This window comes from bacterium (genome assembly GCA_019637795.1).
In the GTDB taxonomy this organism is placed as follows: domain Bacteria; phylum Desulfobacterota; class Binatia; order HRBIN30; family CADEER01; genus JAHBUY01.
On record JAHBUY010000008.1, the window covers coordinates 172,757 to 190,886 of the forward strand.

Sequence of the window (18,130 nt, forward strand, 5' to 3'; positions counted from 1 at the left end):
CGATGGCGTTGACCAAGGCCGACATCGTCGAGCGCATTCACGAGCGCGTCGGATTCTCGAAGAAGGAGGCCAGCGAGGTGGTCGACTCGATCTTCGAGGTCATCAAAGCGCAGCTCGAGCGCGGCCAGAAGGTCAAGGTCTCCGGTTTCGGCAACTTCGTCGTGCACGAGAAGCGGCCGCGCAAGGGCCGCAACCCGCAGACCGGGGAGACGATCATCATCCGCGGCCGGCGCGTGCTCGGCTTCAAGGCCAGCCCGATGCTCAAGAAGAGCATGAATCCCGAGGCCTGACGGCGATGACCGCCGGCGCTCCCGATCTCCCCGACAAGCTGTACTTCAAGATCGGGGAGGTGGCGAAGATCGTCGGCGTCAAACCGTACGTCCTGCGCTACTGGGAGACCGAGTTCTCCATGATCCGGCCCGGCAAGACGCGGTCCCAGCACCGCCTCTACCGGCGCCGCGACGTCGAGGCGCTGCTCGAGATCAAGCGCCTCCTGCACAACGAGCGCTACACGATCGAGGGCGCCAAGCGGCGGTTGAAATCGCTGTCCAGGACCGCCCCCGCCGGCCCCGAGCCGCGGCCGCAGCTCACCCTGCCGCTCGGCGAACGGACCTACCGCAACGCCCTGGTCCGCGTTCGCCGCGACCTGCAGGCGCTGTACGACTTGCTGCGCTGACACCCCGCCGCGCGCGCGGGGATCCGTCGCCGCCGCCGCCCGTTACGATCTTGGCAGCGGCCCTTCCAAATCCGTACGTCCGGTCCGTCTGGCCGCGCGGCGCCGCGCCGAAGGCCTGGCACATCGGTTGCTCAGCTCACGGGGCATGCGAATCGGACATTCGGACGGGCGGGCTCGCCTGCGCACGCCCGCGGAAGCGGCGTTTGCGCTCCTCCGCGCGCTCATGACCGGCCAGGTATTGTTTGCCGGCGACAGCGGGTTGTCGCTGCACGCGGCGACCGCTCTGCTGGACGCGCCGCCGGCGGTGCTGCGGGCGGCGTTGGCGCGCCTGCTGGGCGAGGGGGTCGTCGTGTTCGACGCGCCGAGTGGGCGGTTCCGCCTGAGCGGTCAGACGCTGGCCGACCTCGGCGTCCAGCACGTGTTGCACTGAGTCAGCGCCGACCGAGGACGCCGCGCGCGGCCGCGGTCAGTGCCCGCAGCTTGGCGTCGGCGGAGGTCCCCGGCAGGCCGCGCAGCGGGCTCGCCGGTTGCACCCACACCACGTCGTGGGTGTAGCGGCTCAGCAACTGTTCCAGGCGCCGCGACAGTTCGTCGACGGATTCGACGGCGGGATCGTCGCCGACGATGCCGAGGGCGAGCGGTTTGCCGGATCCGGTCTCGGCGATCGCGGCGACGATGTCCGGACGGCCAGCGCAGTCGATCGCGATGACGTCGCCCGGCAGCGAGTTGAGCTGCGCATAGCAGGCGGTCGCGTCGGCGCCGTAGGTGGACACCAGGACGGTCGCGCCCTGGGCGGCGTCCGCGAGCGGCTCGAGGAGCGCGCGCACCAGTCTGGCGTCGTCGGGCTGCGCGAGCAGGAAGGGCTCGTCGATCTGGATCACCGGCGCCCCCGCGACCACCAGGGCGGTGACGTCCTGGGCGAGCAGCAGGCTGAGCTCAACCGCCAGGTCGGTGCGGTGCCGGTATGCCGTGGTGGCGATCTCGGCCGCGCACGCCAGCGTGTAGGGACCGGTGAGCACCGCCTTGAGCGGCCGCGCCGCCAGGGGCGCGGCGCGCCGGTAGGCGGCGAGCAGGGGGCTCTGCAGGCGGCGCAGCTTGGCCTCGACGATCGGACGCGCCGCCAGGGCAACGCCGAGCGGCAGCGCCAGCGGGGCGCCGAGGCGGATGCCGTTGAGCGCCGCGAGCTGGGGCATGAGCGGATCCGTCCAGCCCGGCTGGCCGTCGGTCACGACATCGAGCCCCGCCGCGACCTGCCGGCGCAGGACGGCGGCGAGCGCGGCATCCGTCGGCGCGCCGTCGAAGGGCAGGGCGCTGTGCGTCGCGCACACCAGGCGCATGCGCGTGCGATACCGCGCGGCGGCGGCAATGTCGATGCGCCGTCGGGATCGCTGCCGGTCGTCCGTCGGCCATCGCTCCGCGCCGCGGCACGTGCGACAATGCGCGGCGATGCTCGACGTCGCGGTGCTCGGCGGGGGTCTGATCGGCTGCGCGACGGCGCGCCTCCTGGCGCGCCGCGGACTGCGGGTGGCGCTCTTCGAGCGCGGGCGGATCGGCGGCGAGGCGTCCGGCGCCGCCGCCGGCATGCTCGGCGCGCAGGCGGAGAGCGCCGACGCGCTGACGCTGCGCCTCGGTCTGCAGAGCGGAGCGCGATATCCCGCTCTCCTCGGCGCGCTCGCCGACGAGACGGGCATGCGGGTCGAATACTGGCGCGCGGGCACCCTGGGCATCGCCATGACGCCGGCCGATGCGGCAGCGCTCGACCGCCGGCTGGCGATGCTGGCCGCGGCCGGCGCGCCGGCCGAAGCGGTGCCGCGCCAGCGCCTCCGCTCGCTCGAACCGGCGCTGAGCCACGGCGCGCGCGGCGGCGCCCTGTTTCCGCTCGACGGGCGTCTCGACCCCGCCGCGCTCACCGCGGCCCTGGCGCGCGCCGCCGAGGCGGCCGGGTGCGCGCTGTACGAGGGCGAGGAAGTGCGCTCGGTGGTGGTCGAGCGCGGCGCCGTGGCCGGCATCGTCACGGCGGCGCGGCGCCTCGCCTGCAGCGCCGTGGTCAACGCGATGGGCGCCTGGGCCGGGCGGGTGCGCGGCATGACGCCGCTGCCGGTGCAGCCCATGCGCGGCCAGATCGCCGTGGTCCAGGCGCCGCGACCGCCGCTGCGTCACGCGTTGCGCACGCCGCGCGGCTACGTGGTGGCGCGGCGCGATGGCCGGGTGCTGCTCGGCAGCACCCGCGAGCCGGCCGGCTATCGCAAGCAGGTCACCGCCGGCGGCCTGGGTCGGGTGCTCGCCGCCGGGCTCGAGCTGGCGCCCGGACTCGGCGCGCTGCCGCTGGTGGGGAGTTGGTCGGGTCTCCGCCCGGCGACGGCGGATGGCCGGCCGGTGGTCAGTCGCGACCCCCTGGTTCGCCACTATGTCGTCGCCGCCGGCCACGACGCCGACGGCGTCCTCTACGCGCCGCTCACCGCCGAGCTGGCCGTCGGCCTGCTGCACGGCGAATCCTCCGAATGGGAGGCGGCGCTGTCGCTGACGCGATTCGCGTCCGCGACCGAGCGCGTTGACCCCGCGACGGACCGCCGTTAGAGTCCGCGGGCTCTACGTCGCGCATGGCCCTGCTCGAATCCGTCTCCGTCACCCTCGACATCTATCGCCGGGCCGTCTCCCGTGGCGCCGCGCTCGCGGTGCGCAACTGGGCGGTGCTGCTGTCGGTGTTCGCCTATGCGGGGATCCTGTACCTCGGCGGCTACCTGGCGATGTTCGTCGGCATCATCGGCGGGTTCATGATGTCGCTGCTGTTCGCCGCCTGCGCCAGCTCGTTCCTCTACCTGGTCGAGATGATCGTGCGCACCAACAAGGTCACCTGGGAGGACTTCACGCGCAGCTTCGGCGTCTATCTCTGGGACGTGGTCGGCGTCAGCTTCGTGCTCTGGCTGTTCTGGTTCGTGGCGACCCCGTTCCTGCACCAACTGCCACAGGGACACGTGGCGGTCCTGGCGATCAATCTGGTGCTGATCGTGCTCTTCAACGCCGTGCCGGAGCTGATCTACCTCGGCCATTCCGGCGTCGTCGACCTGCTGTCGCGCAGCTACCAGTTCATCGCCGCCAACTGGATCGAGTGGTTCCCGCCCAACCTGCTGTTCCTCGCCGGCCTCGAAGCGCTGTGGCGACTGCCGATCGGCGATGGCCTGCTGCCGCTCATCGGGCGGGTGGCGCTCGTGTCGCTGTTCCTCTACTTCGCCATGGTGGTGCGCGGCTTTCTCTTCATCGAGCTCGACGGCAGCAGCCGCCGCGCGCGTCTGTTCCGCCACAAGATGGGCCGCTGACGAGCGCCGTCGGCCCGCGGCCGAGGCGATCGACTGATCGCCGACCGCGACCGGCCGCGGTCAGTGGCGCGGCTCGGCCGGGCGGCGCATCTGGCGTGGCAGGCGGACGGTGAAGGTGGTGCCGCCGCCGAGCGCCGATTCCACCTGGATGGTGCCGCGCAGCAGCTCGACGAATTGCTTGACGATGTAGAGGCCGAGGCCGACGCCCTGGGCATGCGTCGCCACGGCGCCGACGGTGCGACGGAAGGGGTCGAAGACGAAGGGAACGTCGGCGGCGGGAATGCCGATGCCCTGGTCGCGGACGCGTAGGATGACCACGTCACTGCCGCGCTCGCTCGCCGCTTCGACGGTGACCGGCTTGCCGGCGCCGTACTTCACCGCGTTCTCCACCAGATTGCGCAGGATGGTCAGCAGCTTTTCGCGATCCGTGTAGAGCTGCGGCAGGTCGGCGTCGTTCGGCCAGACGATGCGGCCGCCGCCGTCGGCGTCGGGAAAATCGTGACGCAGCTCGCCGAACACGCCGGCGAGCGGGACCTCGCTGCACACCACGGCCTCGCGCCCCGACTGCAGACGGTTCACCAGGCGGCTGACGTCGAGCAGGCGGGTCAGATAGCGGTGCAGGTTCTCGCCCGCCGCCTGGACCTTGCCGAGCACCTGGCGCTGCTCGATGGGCACCGGGCCGAACTCGTCCTCGAGCAGCAGATCGACGTAGCCGAGGATCACGGTGAGCGGCGTGCGCAGCTCGTGCGAGATCGTCCCCAGGAACTCCGACTTGATCCGGTCGGCTTCCTGGGCGCGGTGGCGCTCCTGGCGGGTACGGTCGACGAGATAGCCGTAGAACGCCGCCGCGGTGAACAGGAAGGGAATGCGGATGAGCGACGGCGAGGACCACCAGGACCAGCCGCCGATGGTCGCCGACATGACGTACAGGTAGGCGCCGCAGACGGCGACCGCGGCCAGGGCGATCAGCCAGAGCGTCTCCCCGATCGCCGCGAGCAACAGGATGAAGAAGTAGAGGAAGAAGAACTCGGCGGTGAACTTGCCGCTGAGCAGCAACGCGGCGGTGATCCAGGCGGTGTCGCAGATGATCACCGTCGGGCCGAAGTACGGCGAGCCGAGGAGGCGCGGCGGCAGCAACGAGATGGCGACGTTCGAGGCGAGCGCGGCGACGATCAGGAGCAGCGCCGGCAGCGGCGGCAGCTTCAGGCTCTCCTCGACCAGCAGCAGGTACGCGGTGGCGACGATCAGCGTGTAGCGGAGCAGCCGAAAGGCGCGATCGGGAGGCAGGCCGTCGGTGGTCGGATCGTGGCGCACCAGACCGGCGCCGGGCGACGGCGCGTCGGTCGCGGCCGCGACATCGGCGATGGCCTGCCTTCCGGTGGTGTCGACACTGCTCACGTGGCGCTCGAGTCGGCAGAGTGCGGGCCGGCCTGCCGCACCGGTACCCACCCCGCGCCTGGGGGGCATATCGCGCCCGCGGCGGCTTTTGAAGCCGTCGCGGGCGAGTCTCGGAGAATGGCCGCGCCGGCGCGATGTCGCGCCGTCAGGATTCGGCGGTCGGCTTGCGGCGCGGCGCGCGGCGCGCCTTGGGCGTCGCGGCCTTCGCGGCGGTCGGCTTGGCTGCTACCCGCTTGGGCGCGGGCGTGCGCTTGGCGCGTTTGGCCGCCGCCGGCGCGACGTCACCGGAAGCCGCGGGCGTCGCCGTCGTCGCGGCGCCGCGCTTGGCCGTCCGCTGCGGACGCGGGCGCGATGTCGCGGCCCGCTTGCGCGGCGCGGCCGGTTCCGTTCCTTCCGCGGCGGGCGCGGCTCTGTCCGGGGGCGGCGGCGTGCTGGTCGCCGGCGCGGTCGTCCCTGGCGCGGGTTCGACCGCCGCGGACGGCGCGGCGATCGTTGCCGCCGCGGCGGGCTCGCGGGTCGCCTCGCCCAGCGCGGGCGTCGGCGTCGGGCCGGCGGTGGCGCGTTGGGCGCCGCCGCGCCGTCCACGGCCGCCGCGTCGTCCACGACCGCGACGGGCCGGCGCGTCACCGGGCTCGCGCGACGGTGTCGGCGCGGACCCCGTCACCCGCGCGGCCACGTCCAGCGCCGCCGCTTCCGGTGCGGCGACGTCCTCGGCGTCCTCCCGGTCCTCGCCCTCCGCCTCGAGGTCCTCCGTCTCGAGCCCGTCGTGGCCGCTCGCGGCGGCCGCGCCATTGCTGCCGAGGGCGGGCGTCGTGTCTTCCAGAAAGGGCGCCGGCTCGACGCCGCCGAGGGTGGCGAGCGCGATGCCGATCGCCGCCGCGGCGCGCAGACCTCCGCCGCGCTTGCGGCCGCGCCGTCGGCGCCGCTTCTTCTCGCCGGCGGCCGCCGCGCTGCCGTTGCCGTTGCTGGCGGCGAGCGGCGCGTCGGCGGCGGCGACGGTTCCCGGCGCGACGGCCGGCGTCGGCGCCGGCGCCACCACCCGCTCGCGGGCCTCGACCTCAACCTGGTGCGGCATCAGGCTGTCGCGCAGCTCGACGTGGATGCGGGTCGCGTAGCGCTGCTCGAGGCGCGCCAGCTCGTCGCGCTTCTGGTTCAGGAGGTAGAGGGCGACGTTCGGGGGGAGCGCGGCGCGCAGGGAGGCGACGTCGCCGAGGGAGATCCGGTTGTGGATCTTGCGCAGGGCGACGAGCGCGGCCGACTCGGTGGTGCGCACCGCGCCGTGCCCCTCGCACATGGGGCACGACGTGTAGGTGGTCGCCATCGCCGCCGGGCGCAGCCGTTGGCGGGAGATTTCGAGCAGGCCGAGGCGCGAGATCCGGCCGGTTTCGTAGCGCGCCTTGTCCGGCTTCATCGCCGTCCGCAGCGCCTGCTCGACCTCCTGGATGTGGCGATGGTCGCGCATGTCGATGAAGTCGACGACGATGATCCCGCCGATGTCGCGCAGGCGGAGCTGGCGGGCCACCTCGGCCGCCGCCTCGAGGTTGGTGCGGAAGGCGGTCTCCTCGGGATTCGGCCCGCGCACCGAGCCGCCGGAGTTGACGTCGATCGCCGTCAACGCCTCGGTGCCGTCGATGACGATGCTGCCGCCGGAGCGCAGCGGGACGCGGCGCTTGAAGATGCTCTCGATCTGGCTCTCGACGTCGAAGGCGGAGAAGATCGGCTGCTCGCCGCTGTAGCAGTGCAGTACGTGCTCGCGGCCGGGCATGACGTTGCGCACGAACTCGCGCGCCCGCAGGTAGACGTCTTCGTTGTCGATGTGGATCTCGTCGATGTCGGGGGTGAAGAGATCGCGGATGGTGCGCAGAACGATGTCCTGCTCGCGGTACACCAGCGCCGGCGCGCGCTTGTGGCGGGACGCTTCCTGCACGCTCTCCCACAGACGGAGGAGGTAGGTCAGGTCGTTGGCCAACTCGCCGGTCTCCTCGTCGAGGCCGGCGGCGGTGCGGACGATCAGCCCGTATCCCTCGGGCGGGTTGAGGTCGCTGACGAGCTGGCGCAAGCGCTGACGCTCGTCGCCCTCGATGCGGCGCGAGATGCCGGTCTCGTCGGACCCGGGGCACAGGACGAGGTAGCGGCCCGGCAGGGAGTAGAAGGTGGTCAGGGTCGGCGGCTTGTTCGCGAACTGTTCCTTCGCGATCTGCACCAGCACCTCGGCGCCGGGCTTGAGCAGGTCGCGGATGCGGCGGCGCTGCCTCTTGCCCTGATCGTCGGTCGGCTGCGCCGGCAGGTTGGGCAGGTTGCGGAAGCAGATCTCGTCGAGCGGCAGGAAGGCGTCGCGCTCGGCGCCGATGTCGACGAAGGCCGCCTCCAACGCGGGATGGATGCGGTGGACGACGCCCTTGTAGATGTTGCCCTTGAGGTGCTCGCGGCTGAGGGACTCGATCTCAAACGATTCGAGAACCCCGTTGGCGATGATCCCCACCCGGCTCTCTTCCGAGTGGGTGACGTTGATGAGCATCAATTTCGGCATGCAAACTCCTCCCACCGCCGCGCTCGACGGATGCGCGCCTCCTGCTGGCCGGAGATACGCGGGCGACGGGCGTTGCACACCAGGTGCAGCGGTCGCGCGTCACGCCATCTCCAGCCGCAGCAGCGGCACCGACGCATCGAGCGGCGGTAGGGTCCGCTTCTCGAGCGGACGGAAATAGTGGGCGAGCTCGGATACGGTCGCGCGCAGGTCGAGGCCGAGCAGGCTCGGTGAGTCGGCCGCCGATTCGGCCAGCTTCTCGGTCCCTTCGCGCGAGAGGGACGCTGCACCTTGCAGCGATCCCAGATGGATCTTGAGCAGTGCCGCGGCGACCTGGATCAGGCCCTGCAGCGTGCGGGCGGGGTGGCCGTCGCGGGGCGCCGCGGCCCACAGTCCCTCCCAGGATTCGTGCGCCTCCCAGAAGTAGAAGGCGTTGAAGCGGTCGACGCCGGCAAGCCAGTCGTCGAGGGTGCGCCACGCCGCGGGATCCCACGCGAGGTGACGCAGGGGCGCGGCCGGAGCATGGGAATGGCCGGCGGGGTGACGAGTTGGATGCGGGTGCAGACCGGGCACGAAGCGATACGGGGGCAGGGGCCGATGCGGACAGTAGCGGATGACCGAGCGGTCGGGAGCGACGATCTCGGTGGGGGAACTCACGCCAGGTAGTCGGGCCAGCCCTGCCTTTCTCCTGTCACCTGTACTGCATCGGCGTCCAGCGGACAATCCCCGAGCGTCGGCCGCCAGAGCCGGCCGTGGTTCGAACCCTGGAACGGCTCAGTTGCCGTGCTGACTGCGGGAGGCGGAAAGGAGCGCCTCCGCGGCGCTCTCGCCGCTGCGGATGCAGTCGGGGATGCCGACGCCCTCGTAGGCGTTGCCGGCGAGGTGAACGCCCAGAGCGCTGGCGCGGGCGCGGATCTTCGAAACCCGTTCCAGGTGCCCGACCTCGTACTGTGGCATGGCGCGCCGCCAGCGGGCGATGCGGGTCAGTTGAGGGGCGGCGCGAACCCCGAGCAGCTCCTGCAGCTCGCGGCGCACGGCGGCGGCCAGCGCCTCGTCGTCGAGCTCGACCAGGTCGGGTTGCAGGGCGCCGCCGACGAAGGCGCGCACCAGGGTCCACTCGGCCGGGGCCCGACCGGGATACTTGAGGTTGGAGAAGGTGCCGGCCAGCAGGGCGCGATGTTCGACGTGCGGGACGACGAAGCCGAAGCCATCGAGGGGATGGGGGATCTCCTCGCGGCGGAACGCGAAGGTCACGGTGGCTGACGAGGCGTACGGGATCGCGTCGAGGTCATCGGCGAGCGCCGGGTCGAGCGGGCGCAGCAGCGCCGCCGCGGCGTGCGCCGGGGTCGCGATCACCACGCCGTCGCACGCACAGGCGCCGTCGAGTCGCCATCCCGCCGCGCCGTCCCGCTCCAGGCGGGCGATCGGCCGCGCGAGCTGGACCGTCGAATCGGGGAGGCGCCGCTGCAACTCGTCCACCAGGCACTGCAGGCCGCCGTCGAAGCTGAGGAAGAGGCTCCAGCGCGCGCCGCTGCCGGCGGCGCGTTGGGCGGCGGCGCGCTGCTGGCGCCACATCGCCAGGATGATGCTGCGCGACGATCGCTCCATGTCGAGAAAGCGCGGCATGGTCGCCGCCAGGCCCAGGCGCGCTGGGTCGGCGGTGTAGATGCCGCCGACCAGCGGCTGCGCCACGCGCGCCAGGGCCTCACGCCCGAGGCGGCGGGTGACGAAGCTGGCGAGGCTCTCGTCGCCGCCAGCGCCGCGCGGCAGCACCAGGTCCATCGCCATGCGCAGCTTGCCGGTCCACGAGAAGAGCGGGGTCGTGAGCAGCGGCCAGAAGCGGGTCGGCGCCATGAGCAGAAAGCCGTCGGGGAGGGCTCGCAGCCGCCCGTCGCGCACCACGTAGGTGCGCCGGAACTCCTCACGCGTGCCGACCAGCCGATCGGTGATTCCGAGCCGTTCACAGAGGCGGAGCGCCGCCGGCTTCTCCGACAGGAAGGAGTCCGGACCGGCCTCGATGACGAAGCCGTCGCGGCGCTCGCTGCGGATCACGCCGCCGAGCCGCGCGCTCGCCTCGAAGAGGCGGACCTCGACGGCCTCGCCGCGTTCGCGGCCCAGCTCGACCAGGCGGTGCGCCGCTGCCAGGCCACTGATGCCGCCGCCGATCACGGCGACGCGGCGCGGCGTCGTCATGCCGCGGCCGGCGCCGTCGTCGCGGCGGCCAGGGGGCGGACGAACCGCGGAGGCGCGGCGTTCATCCGCATGCCGCGGCGCTGAGCTCGTGCACCATCTCGACCAGCGCCCGCACGTGGTCGACCGGGGTCTGCGGCAGGATGCCGTGTCCGAGGTTGAAGATGTGGCCGGGCCGGCCGCCGGCGCGGGCGAGGATCGCCTGCGTCTGGCGGCGGATCTCGGGGATCGGGGCGAAGAGGGTGATGGGGTCGAGGTTGCCCTGCACGGCGCGGTCATGGCCGATGCGCTCCCAGGCGGTGTCGAGGTCGGTGCGCCAGTCGACGCCGATGACGTCGCCGCCGGCCTCGCGCTGCAGGGCCAGCAGGCCGCCGGTGTCGGTGCCGAAGTGGATCACCGGCGCCAGGGCGTTCAGTCCGTCGAGCGCGGCGCGGGCGTGCGGCAGGACGAAGGTCCGGTAGTCGTCGGGGCTGAGGCAGCCCACCCAGCTATCGAAGAGCTGGACCGCCTCGGCGCCGGCGGCGATCTGGGCGCGCAGGTAGCGGTTCACCAGACGCGCCAGCAGCCCCAGCAGGTCGTGCCAGGCGCCGCCGTGCTCGTACATGAAGCGCTTGGTGCGCAGGTACTGGCGCGATCCGCCGCTCTCGATGAGGTACGAGGCGAGGGTGAACGGGGCGCCGGCGAAGCCGATCAGCGGCACCCGCCCGGCGAGCCCGGCGCGCGCCGCGCGCACCGCCTCGTAGACGTAGGCGAGCGCCTCCGCGGTGTCGTAGTCGCGCAGCCGCCGCACGTCGTCGGGATCGCGCACCGGTCGGGTCAGGGTCGGGCCGTCGCCGCTCACGAACTGCAGGCCGACCTCCAGCGGCTCGAGAACCAGCAGGATGTCGGCGAAGATGATCGCCGCGTCGACGCCCAGCCGCTCGACGGCGGTGACCGTCACCTCCGCCGCCGCCTGCGGGTGATGGCAGAGCTCGAGGAAGCCGAAGCGCTCGCGCACCGCGCGGTACTCCGCCATGTAGCGGCCCGCCTGGCGCATCAGCCAGACCGGCGTGTACGGGGTCGGCTGGCGGCGGCAGGCGAGCAGGAAGGGATGCGCGGTCACCGCTGGTTCCGTATGCAAAGGCCGCAGAGGGGTCAATCAGGCGCCGGCGCGGCGCTTGGCCGCGACCAGGGCGCGGCCGCGCTGGGCGACGGCACCGACCAGGTGGCCCATCTTCGGATGCTCGGGTTCGAGGTCGACGGGGAGCCCGTGCGCCTGCAGCGCCTCGCTGCACACCGGGCCGATCGATGCGAAGACGACCCGTCGGCTGGCGTCGAGCAGGGCGGGCAGACAGGCCAGACGGCGCGCCGTCTCGACGACGTGATCGATCTGTCGGGCGCTGGTGAACAGCGCCACGTCGACGGTCGCCGCCGCCAGGCGCGCGACGCCGTCGCGCAGCGCCGCCGCGTCCTCCGGGTACTCCCAGCGGTAGACCGGCACTGTGGTCACCGTCGCACCGCGCGCCCGCAGGCCGTCGATGAGCTCGGGGTTGGTGCGGCCGTATTCCTGCACGGCGACGCGCCGGCCGGCGACCGGCACCTGCGCGTCGAGCGTTGCCAGCAGCTCGCGCCAGGTGTTCGGCTCCGGCGCGACCGCGTCAGCGGTCAGTCCGAGCTCGCGGAGCGCCGCCACCGGCTTCGGTCCGCGGGCGACGAGACGCGCCCGGCGCAAGAGGGCGGCGACGGCGGCGCGGTCGCGCCCGCTGGCCGCGACCAGGGCGCGCGTGCCGACGCCGGTGAGCAGGATGACGACGTCGACGTCGGCCGCTTCGAGCCCGCGGACGAGCTCGTCGACCTGTGGACTGGTCTCCAGCGGCACCTCGCGCATCGACGGCGCGCTCACCGGTATGCCGCCGCGCTTTCGGATCAGCTCCGCCATCTCGGCGCTGCGCCGGCTCTCGAACGCCAGCACCGTCAGTCCATCGAGCCCGCCGCCGTCGTTGGCCATGGCGTACCCTGTCGGGGGGCGGCGGCGCAGTCAACGGCGGTGAACGCGCCACCGGCGCCGCTTGCAAAAGCGACAATGCGCTTGCAAAAGCAGGGCGGCGCCGGGGAGATGGGACGATGATACGCGCGGTACGGAGGGGGAAGCGGTCACGGGAACGCACCCTCGGCCTGGTGCTCTCGGGCGGCGGCGCGCGCGGCGCGTTCCAGGTCGGGGTCTACGAACGGTTGCTGCGCGACCCGCGCTTCGCCGCCGGCCCGGTGGTGCTCTCCGGCACCTCGGCGGGGGCGATCAATGCGGCGCTCATCGCCGCCGGCCGCACGCCGCGCGAGATGATGCACTTCTGGAACGGCATCGCCGACGACCCGCCGGTGGTCGCCAGTCCGCTCTTCTTCTCGTCGCTGGTGCGCACGGCGCTGCGCCTGGCGGCGAACGAGGTGCCGCGCTGGCTGTCGCCGTCGCGCTCGTGGCTGCCGTTCGCGCGCCGGGCGGTGCATCACTGGCCGCCGCAACTGGGTTCGCCGCTCGCGGTGTTGGTCGAATATCTGTTGACCGCGCGCTTCGAGCTCATCAGCCATTTCCTCGAAGGGATCCGCGAGCCGTTTCTGGCCAGCACCGCGCGGCTGCGCGAGCGGCTGGTGCAGGAGTTCGACGGCGAGATCATCCCCACCAGCCACCACCGCCTGGCGATCAACACCGTCGACGCCCACAGTGGCCGGGTCGTGCGCTACGTCACCCGCCGAACGCCCTTCACCCGGCCGCCGGACTACCACGTCGTCGAGGCCATCACCGTCGACATGGTGCTGGCCAGCGCCAGCATCCCGCTGCTCTTTCCGACCGTCGAGATCGAGGGACGCTGGCTCTGGGACGGCGGCCTGTTGGTCAACACGCCGCTGGCGCCCGTGGTGGCGCTGGGCGCCGACGAGATCGTCACCGTGCTGGTCACCGAACCGCCCGACGGCACCGGCGGGCAGTTCCCGCACTTCGGGCGCGCCGTCGAACGCACCGTCGATGCGATCCTCGAGAACGCGTACAACGTCGACCGCAAGCTGCTGCTCGACCGCAACCGTCTGGCGGCGATCGACGGCAGCCCGTATCGCGAGGTGACGCTGTACGATGCCGTACGGCCGCCGCGCGACGGCAGCTTCGATGCCGGTTCGTACCTCTACTTCGAGCGCCGCGTGCTCGAGAACATGCGGTTGGCGGGCCGGCGCGCCGCCACCAAGTGGCTGGCCGCCGGGCCGCGCGTCGACCGCCTCGAAACGCCCGCCGAGGGCGCCGCCGCCTGACCCGGGATGGCGCCCGCGGATGTCCTGGTCGTGATGGCCAGGCAGCCGACGCCGGGCGCGGTGAAGACGCGCCTGGCGCGGCGCATCGGCGATGCCGCGGCCTGCGTCCTGTACCGCGCCTTCCTCACCGACCTCGCCGCCAGCGTGCGCCGCGACGCGTGGCGCACGGTGTGGGCGGTGACGCCAGCCGGCGCCGACCTGCGGTCGATCGTCGGCGACGCCGAGCAGATCGCGCAACGCGGTGACGACCTCGCGTCGCGCATGCGGCACGCCTTCGCCGATCTGTTCGGGCGGGGCGCGTCGCGGGTCGTGATGATCGGCGCCGATGCGCCCCACCTGGGCGCCGACGCCATCGCCGCGGCATTCGCCGCGCTCGACGCCGCCGACGTGGTGCTGACGCCCACCCGTGATGGCGGCTACTGTCTGATCGGCCTGTGCGCCGCCCATGACCTCTTCCTCGGCGTCGACATGGGGACCGATCGCGTCTTCCAGCAGACGGTGGACCGGGCCGCCGCCGACGGGCTGCGGCTCGGTGTGCAGCCGCCGGCGTTCGACGTCGACGAGTGGGAGGACGTGCTCGTACTGCGCCGCCTGCTCGACAGCGGAGCCGTGACGTTGCCTGCCACCGCGGCCGCGCTGGCGACGATCGGCCGCGGATGACGCCGGTCCGCCTACGACCGGCGTTCGTCGAGCAGGTGCTTGAGCTCGTCGAGCTCGCGCTCGAGCTCGCGGCTGCGCCGCGCGAGGCTGGTGACGTAGATCAGGACGCCGAGCCAGACGACGGCGTAGGCGGCGATGAGAAAGGGGATGTGGGCGTTGGGATCCATCGAATTCAGGAGGCGGCCGGCGCGAGCTGGGCGCGCAGATCGTCGACGGCGTCCTGCAGGCGCGCGGTGCGGATGCGCAGGCGGAGGAGCCAGAGGAAGAGCAGGAAGAAGGCGAGCATGCAGACCACGAGCGTCAGGCGCATCAGCGGATCGTTGAGGCCACTGCCGCCCTCGCGGGTGACGATGACCGCGGGGTGGATGCCGCGCCACCAGTAGACGGCGCGGTTGATGAGATAGAGATCGACGATGCCCGACACGCCGAGGATCGCCGCCAGGGTCGCGCCCTGGCGCGGCTCGCTCGCCAGCGAACGGAGCAGGAGGTAGGCGGCGTAGATCATCCACAGGATGAGGGTCAGCGTGAGACGCGGATCCCACGTCCACCAGGTGCCCCAGATGGGCTTGGCCCAGATCGAGCCGGTCATCAGGCCGAGGCTGCAGAAGACCAGCCCGAGCTCGGCGGCGGCGCGGCCGAGGTGGTCCCAGGCGGCGCGGCGGTTCCAGAGGTAGAGCAGGCTGGCGACGCCGACCAGGCCGAAAGCGGTGAAGGTCGAGAGCCACATCGCCATGTGGACGTAGAAGATGCGCTGCACGTCTCCCTGGAAGCGGTCGGTGGGGACGCCGATGAACACCAGGTAGAGCGCCGCCAGCATGCTGGCGATGACGGCCGGTGGCAGCAGGCGATCAGTGAGGTTCACTCGGCCACCACATACTCGAAGGCCATCCAGCCGACAACCAGGAACACCACGTCGAAGGCGGCCAGCAGCTTGAGCCAGTGCGCGATCGCGGCGAGCGGCTCGCCCGCCATCACCGTGGCGCTCGCCTGGATGCCGGCGATCAGCAGCGGCGCCGCCAGCGGCAGCATCAGCAGCGGCAGCATGACCTCGCGGGCGCGGGTGCGCAGCGAGACGGCCGCGAAGGTGGTGCCGACGGCGGCGAAGCCGAGCAGGCCGAGCAGGAGCACCGGCGCCACCCGGCTCACCGTGAGCCAGAAGGGCAGGTTGAAGAAGAAGACGAAGAGGGGCATCAGGACGAGCTGCGCCGCGGTCATGAAGAGGAAGTTGGCCGCGGTCTTGGCGAGGTAGATGGCGCCGCGATCGACCGGCGCCAGGAGCAGTCCCTGCAGGCAGTCGTGCTCGCGTTCCAGCAGCAGCGAGCGATTCATTCCCAGCGTGCCGGCGAAGGTGACCGCCACCCAGAGCACGCCGGGGGCGGCCGCCTCGCGCAGCGGGCTGGTGGGGTCGAAGGCGAAGCTCAGCACCACCAGGGTCAGCAGCCCGAGCAGCAGCAGCGCCGCCAACGTCTCCTTGGTGCGCAGCTCGATGCGCAGGTCCTTCCAGAGAATGGCGAGCATCGGTCAGCTCGAGGTGCCGGCGTGGCGGCGGACCTCGACGTCGAGGCGGTCGGCGTCGCCGGCGGCGATCGGCAGGTCGGCGACCAGGCGGCCGCGGGCCAGCACCAGGGCGCGCTCGCACAGCGACGCGCCGAGCGGCACGTCGTGGGTGCTCATCAGCACCGCCGCGCCGCGGGCGTGGGCGGCGCGCAACTCGCCGCACAGCAGCTCGCGCGCCGCCGCGTCGAGTCCGGTGAACGGTTCGTCGAGCAGCAGCAGCCGCGGGTCGTGCAGCAGCACGCGCGCCAGGGCGCAACGCTGCAGCATGCCGCGCGACAGGGTGCGCACCGGACGGTGCGCCCAGCCGCGCAGGGCGAAGCGGTCGATCTGCGCCTCGACCCGCGCGGCGGGATCGGCGAGACGGTAGAGGCGGGCGTAGAAGGTCAGGTTCTCGTGCGCCGTGAGGTCGGGATAGAGAAAGCTCTCGTGGCCGAGCACGGCGAGCTGCCGGCGCGCGGCGCTGCCGTGCTCGCCGGCGTCGAGGCCGCCGATGCGCACCCGTCCCTCGCTCGGGCTGAGCAGCGTCGCGCAGAGGCGGAGCAGCGTGGTCTTGCCGGCGCCGTTGTGACCGAGGAGCAGCACCGCCTGACCGGGCGGCACGGCGCAGCTCACCGCCTGGACGGCCGCGGTGCGGTCGAAGCGCTTGCCGAGGCGCTCGACCTGCAGGGCCGGCGGCGCCGCGGCCGCGGCGGCGGTGGCGGATCCCACGGGCGCGGTCCGCGTCAGACGAGCTCTTCGACGAAGTTGCTCACCACCACGCGGCGCACGCGCTCGTTCAGCGCGTCGCGATCGGCGTAGGTGAGCCCGGTGGTGGGGATCGGCTCGCCGAGCACGATGCGCACCCGGCCCCCGGGGCGGATCACGGCGCAGCCGCGGGGCAAGAACTTGCGGGTGCCGCTGACGCTCATCGGCACCACCGGCAGTTGGGTGCTGACCGCCAGGCTGACGCCGCCCTTCTTGAATTCGTGCACCCTGCCATCGCGACTGCGCGTCCCCTCGGCGTAGAAGAGGAGGCCGATGCCCTGCTCGGTGCGTTCGGCGGCGGCATTGATGCGGGCAATCGCCGACTGCGGGTCGCCGCGGTCGATGACGATGTGGCCGCTCATGCCGAGCGCCCAGCCGAAGACGGGTATCTTCAACAGCTCCTTCTTGGCGACGAAACGGACCACGAAGGGCATGCGGGCCAGCGTGCACCAGATGTCGAAGTTGCTCAGGTGGTTGCTGACGAGAATGTAGCTCCGCCCGGGCTGCAGACGCTCCAGGCCGACCACCTCGAGGTCGATGCCGCAGGCGCGCACGATGCCGCGGCTCCACAGCCGGCCCATGGTGTCGATCACCCACGGCCGCCGGGTGATGAACGTGCCAGCGATCGCCGTCATGCCGATCACGATCGTCGAGACGGCGATCCAGGCGTCGGCTGCGAGGCCCCAGAGATAGCGCAGGGGGTGCTGCGCGGCGAAGGACAGCAGCGAGTGATCGGCTGTGTCGCCGCGGCTTCCGCCTCGCGGCTGTGCGAACATGGAGACCTTCCTAGCGGAAAGGGGAGACGAGTTCCATTTTCTGATGCGCGCGGTGGCGCACGGTCGCCGCGCGGCGCCGCGCCACGGCACCGCCTGCGATCGATGCCGGGCGGCGGTTGGATTAGGGCGAGCCCCTGGCAGAAGAAGTTTGCCAAATGGAGGCGGGCGATGGTATGGCGCCGGCAGTTCTTTGGGGGAGGCCACGATGGGCCGGAAGCTCTACATCGGAAATCTGTCGTTCACGGCGACGGAGGACGAACTGAGGGACTACTTCGCGCAGGCCGGAACGCCGGAGTCGGTGGCGATCATCAAGGACCGCCTGACCGGGAAATCGCGCGGGTTCGGGTTCGTCGAGATGAGCAGCGACAGCGAGGCCGCGCAGGCGATCGAGAAGCTCGACGGCAAGGACTTCAAGGGACGCCCGCTGAAGATCAACGAGGCCCGCGCGCGCGAGGGCGGCGGCGGCGGCGGGCGGAGCGGCGGCTATTCGGCCGGCCGGCACTGACCGCGAGTCACCTCCCGGCGCGCCGGCACGCGCCGCCGTCCGCCGCGACAGCGGGCGGCGGCGTTGCGTCGCGTGGGGGAGGGAGGCGCCGCGGGGCGGCGCCTCCCGGGCTGCGCGGCGCGCAGCGCCGCCGGAGCTATTCCGGGTCGCCGAACAGGCGCCGTTCCTCGTTCTTCAGGCGCTGGGCGATCGACAGCAGCTCGCGACGGAGCTCCTCGTTCTGAGCGCTCTGGGCAAGAGTGGCGATGCGATTCGCCGTCTCACGAACGCGAAAGGCCGCCATGCGCCGCAGTTCCGTGTCGGTGCGTGACGCGGCCCCGTCGTCCGAGCCATCGCCGTAGTGCGCTGCCTGCAGCGCCCGCGCCGACCTTCCGTCGCTCGCTTCCCTCGCAGCCATCTCGCGCCTCCCGATGGCGGGGAAAGCAAGAGATGCACCAAGACGGGAAGCGGACCGGACCGCGCGCACCCGACGAGCGCGTCCATTTCGCCGCACGGCGGCCGGCGGTT

General features: G+C 72.4%; 19 protein-coding genes and 1 pseudogene. 8 read left to right on the forward strand and 12 right to left on the reverse strand.

Translation table 11 applies throughout. The annotated features are described in order from the left end of the window. The first annotated feature begins 8 nt into the window (after positions 1-8). The 3 genes from KF840_24245 to KF840_24255 all read left to right on the forward strand — a co-directional run bounded on the left by KF840_24245 (position 9) and on the right by KF840_24255 (position 1,106). Positions 9-290 (forward strand): integration host factor subunit alpha, encoded by a 282-nt coding sequence (locus tag KF840_24245; protein MBX3028010.1) that lies wholly within the window; start codon positions 9-11, stop codon positions 288-290. A 5-nt stretch (positions 291-295) separates the two neighbouring features. Further along, on the forward strand, positions 296-676 hold the full coding sequence (locus KF840_24250) for a MerR family transcriptional regulator (GenBank protein MBX3028011.1): 381 nt from the start codon (positions 296-298) through the stop codon (positions 674-676). 223 nt (positions 677-899) lie between these two features. Then, positions 900-1,106, forward strand: a complete 207-nt coding sequence (locus tag KF840_24255; GenBank protein MBX3028012.1) for a hypothetical protein — start codon at positions 900-902, stop codon at positions 1,104-1,106. A gap of 1 nt (position 1,107) precedes the next feature. Here the strand turns inward: KF840_24255 and KF840_24260 are convergent, their stop codons facing one another. Then, positions 1,108-2,013, reverse strand: a complete 906-nt coding sequence (locus tag KF840_24260; protein MBX3028013.1) for a hypothetical protein — start codon at positions 2,011-2,013, stop codon at positions 1,108-1,110. A 109-nt stretch (positions 2,014-2,122) separates the two neighbouring features. On the opposite strand from KF840_24260, the gene thiO reads away from it, so the two are divergent. After that, positions 2,123-3,253 (forward strand): glycine oxidase ThiO, encoded by a 1,131-nt coding sequence (gene thiO, locus KF840_24265; protein MBX3028014.1) that lies wholly within the window; start codon positions 2,123-2,125, stop codon positions 3,251-3,253. 23 nt (positions 3,254-3,276) lie between these two features. Beyond that, positions 3,277-3,993: a hypothetical protein gene (locus tag KF840_24270; GenBank protein MBX3028015.1), complete on the forward strand. Its 717-nt coding sequence runs from the start codon at positions 3,277-3,279 to the stop codon at positions 3,991-3,993. A gap of 60 nt (positions 3,994-4,053) precedes the next feature. Here KF840_24270 and KF840_24275 read toward each other — a convergent pair whose 3' ends face one another. The 5 genes and pseudogenes from KF840_24275 to hemE form a co-directional block, all read right to left on the reverse strand. Further along, on the reverse strand, positions 4,054-5,391 hold the full coding sequence (locus KF840_24275) for a HAMP domain-containing histidine kinase (GenBank protein ID MBX3028016.1): 1,338 nt from the start codon (positions 5,389-5,391) through the stop codon (positions 4,054-4,056). A 145-nt stretch (positions 5,392-5,536) separates the two neighbouring features. After that, a complete protein-coding gene (locus tag KF840_24280) occupies positions 5,537-7,921 on the reverse strand; it encodes an Rne/Rng family ribonuclease (protein ID MBX3028017.1) in 2,385 nt (794 codons plus the stop codon). Positions 7,922-8,020: 99 nt separating this feature from the next. Continuing rightward, on the reverse strand, positions 8,021-8,575 hold the full coding sequence (locus KF840_24285) for a DUF309 domain-containing protein (GenBank protein MBX3028018.1): 555 nt from the start codon (positions 8,573-8,575) through the stop codon (positions 8,021-8,023). 117 nt (positions 8,576-8,692) lie between these two features. Next, positions 8,693-10,087, reverse strand: coding sequence for a protoporphyrinogen oxidase (gene hemG, locus KF840_24290; protein ID MBX3028019.1), 1,395 nt, complete (start codon positions 10,085-10,087; stop codon positions 8,693-8,695). Between the two features lie 85 nt (positions 10,088-10,172). Next, positions 10,173-12,026, reverse strand: a pseudogene (gene hemE / locus KF840_24295) (uroporphyrinogen decarboxylase). 185 nt (positions 12,027-12,211) lie between these two features. On the opposite strand from hemE, the gene KF840_24300 reads away from it, so the two are divergent. Together KF840_24300 and KF840_24305 are read left to right on the forward strand one after the other, a co-directional pair. Beyond that, complete coding sequence (locus tag KF840_24300) at positions 12,212-13,381, forward strand: patatin-like phospholipase family protein (protein MBX3028020.1); 1,170 nt, start codon at positions 12,212-12,214, stop codon at positions 13,379-13,381. A 33-nt stretch (positions 13,382-13,414) separates the two neighbouring features. Then, on the forward strand, positions 13,415-14,041 hold the full coding sequence (locus KF840_24305) for a TIGR04282 family arsenosugar biosynthesis glycosyltransferase (GenBank protein ID MBX3028021.1): 627 nt from the start codon (positions 13,415-13,417) through the stop codon (positions 14,039-14,041). Positions 14,042-14,052: 11 nt separating this feature from the next. Here the strand turns inward: KF840_24305 and KF840_24310 are convergent, their stop codons facing one another. From KF840_24310 to KF840_24330, 5 genes are read right to left on the reverse strand one after another with little or no spacing between them, the layout of a single operon-like run. Next, entirely contained in the window at positions 14,053-14,208 is a 156-nt protein-coding gene (locus tag KF840_24310) for a CcmD family protein (protein ID MBX3028022.1), read from the reverse strand. Between the two features lie 5 nt (positions 14,209-14,213). Continuing rightward, positions 14,214-14,903, reverse strand: coding sequence for a cytochrome c biogenesis protein CcsA (gene ccsA / locus KF840_24315; GenBank protein ID MBX3028023.1), 690 nt, complete (start codon positions 14,901-14,903; stop codon positions 14,214-14,216). Continuing rightward, the gene (locus KF840_24320; GenBank protein ID MBX3028024.1) at positions 14,900-15,559 is read right to left on the reverse strand and encodes a heme exporter protein CcmB; all 660 of its coding nucleotides are present in this window, start codon (positions 15,557-15,559) and stop codon (positions 14,900-14,902) included. The genes ccsA and KF840_24320 overlap by 4 nt, the downstream gene beginning before the upstream one ends. Before the next feature lie 3 nt (positions 15,560-15,562). Continuing rightward, a complete protein-coding gene (ccmA, locus tag KF840_24325; GenBank protein ID MBX3028025.1) occupies positions 15,563-16,306 on the reverse strand; it encodes a heme ABC exporter ATP-binding protein CcmA in 744 nt (247 codons plus the stop codon). Positions 16,307-16,320: 14 nt separating this feature from the next. Then, positions 16,321-17,118: a 1-acyl-sn-glycerol-3-phosphate acyltransferase gene (locus KF840_24330; protein ID MBX3028026.1), complete on the reverse strand. Its 798-nt coding sequence runs from the start codon at positions 17,116-17,118 to the stop codon at positions 16,321-16,323. Between the two features lie 205 nt (positions 17,119-17,323). On the opposite strand from KF840_24330, the gene KF840_24335 reads away from it, so the two are divergent. Continuing rightward, a complete protein-coding gene (locus tag KF840_24335; protein MBX3028027.1) occupies positions 17,324-17,623 on the forward strand; it encodes an RNA-binding protein in 300 nt (99 codons plus the stop codon). A gap of 136 nt (positions 17,624-17,759) precedes the next feature. Here the strand turns inward: KF840_24335 and KF840_24340 are convergent, their stop codons facing one another. Next, the gene (locus tag KF840_24340) at positions 17,760-18,020 is read right to left on the reverse strand and encodes a hypothetical protein (GenBank protein ID MBX3028028.1); all 261 of its coding nucleotides are present in this window, start codon (positions 18,018-18,020) and stop codon (positions 17,760-17,762) included. Positions 18,021-18,130: the final 110 nt, after the last annotated feature.

What these genes read in the sequence shown, in the direction of transcription:
- KF840_24300 (MBX3028020.1), top strand. Translation starts at nt 12,212, where the DNA reads ATGATACGCGCGGTACGGAGGGGGAAGCGGTCACGGGAACGCACCCTC.
- KF840_24335 (MBX3028027.1), top strand. Translation starts at nt 17,324, where the DNA reads ATGGGCCGGAAGCTCTACATCGGAAATCTGTCGTTCACGGCGACGGAG.
- KF840_24320 (MBX3028024.1), bottom strand. Translation starts at nt 15,559, where the DNA reads ATGCTCGCCATTCTCTGGAAGGACCTGCGCATCGAGCTGCGCACCAAG.
- KF840_24310 (MBX3028022.1), bottom strand. Translation starts at nt 14,208, where the DNA reads ATGGATCCCAACGCCCACATCCCCTTTCTCATCGCCGCCTACGCCGTC.
- KF840_24305 (MBX3028021.1), top strand. Translation starts at nt 13,415, where the DNA reads ATGGCCAGGCAGCCGACGCCGGGCGCGGTGAAGACGCGCCTGGCGCGG.
- thiO (MBX3028014.1), top strand. Translation starts at nt 2,123, where the DNA reads ATGCTCGACGTCGCGGTGCTCGGCGGGGGTCTGATCGGCTGCGCGACG.
- KF840_24250 (MBX3028011.1), top strand. Translation starts at nt 296, where the DNA reads ATGACCGCCGGCGCTCCCGATCTCCCCGACAAGCTGTACTTCAAGATC.
- KF840_24340 (MBX3028028.1), bottom strand. Translation starts at nt 18,020, where the DNA reads ATGGCTGCGAGGGAAGCGAGCGACGGAAGGTCGGCGCGGGCGCTGCAG.
- KF840_24255 (MBX3028012.1), top strand. Translation starts at nt 900, where the DNA reads ATGACCGGCCAGGTATTGTTTGCCGGCGACAGCGGGTTGTCGCTGCAC.
- KF840_24260 (MBX3028013.1), bottom strand. Translation starts at nt 2,013, where the DNA reads ATGCGCCTGGTGTGCGCGACGCACAGCGCCCTGCCCTTCGACGGCGCG.
- KF840_24270 (MBX3028015.1), top strand. Translation starts at nt 3,277, where the DNA reads ATGGCCCTGCTCGAATCCGTCTCCGTCACCCTCGACATCTATCGCCGG.
- KF840_24280 (MBX3028017.1), bottom strand. Translation starts at nt 7,921, where the DNA reads ATGCCGAAATTGATGCTCATCAACGTCACCCACTCGGAAGAGAGCCGG.
- KF840_24330 (MBX3028026.1), bottom strand. Translation starts at nt 17,118, where the DNA reads ATGTTCGCACAGCCGCGAGGCGGAAGCCGCGGCGACACAGCCGATCAC.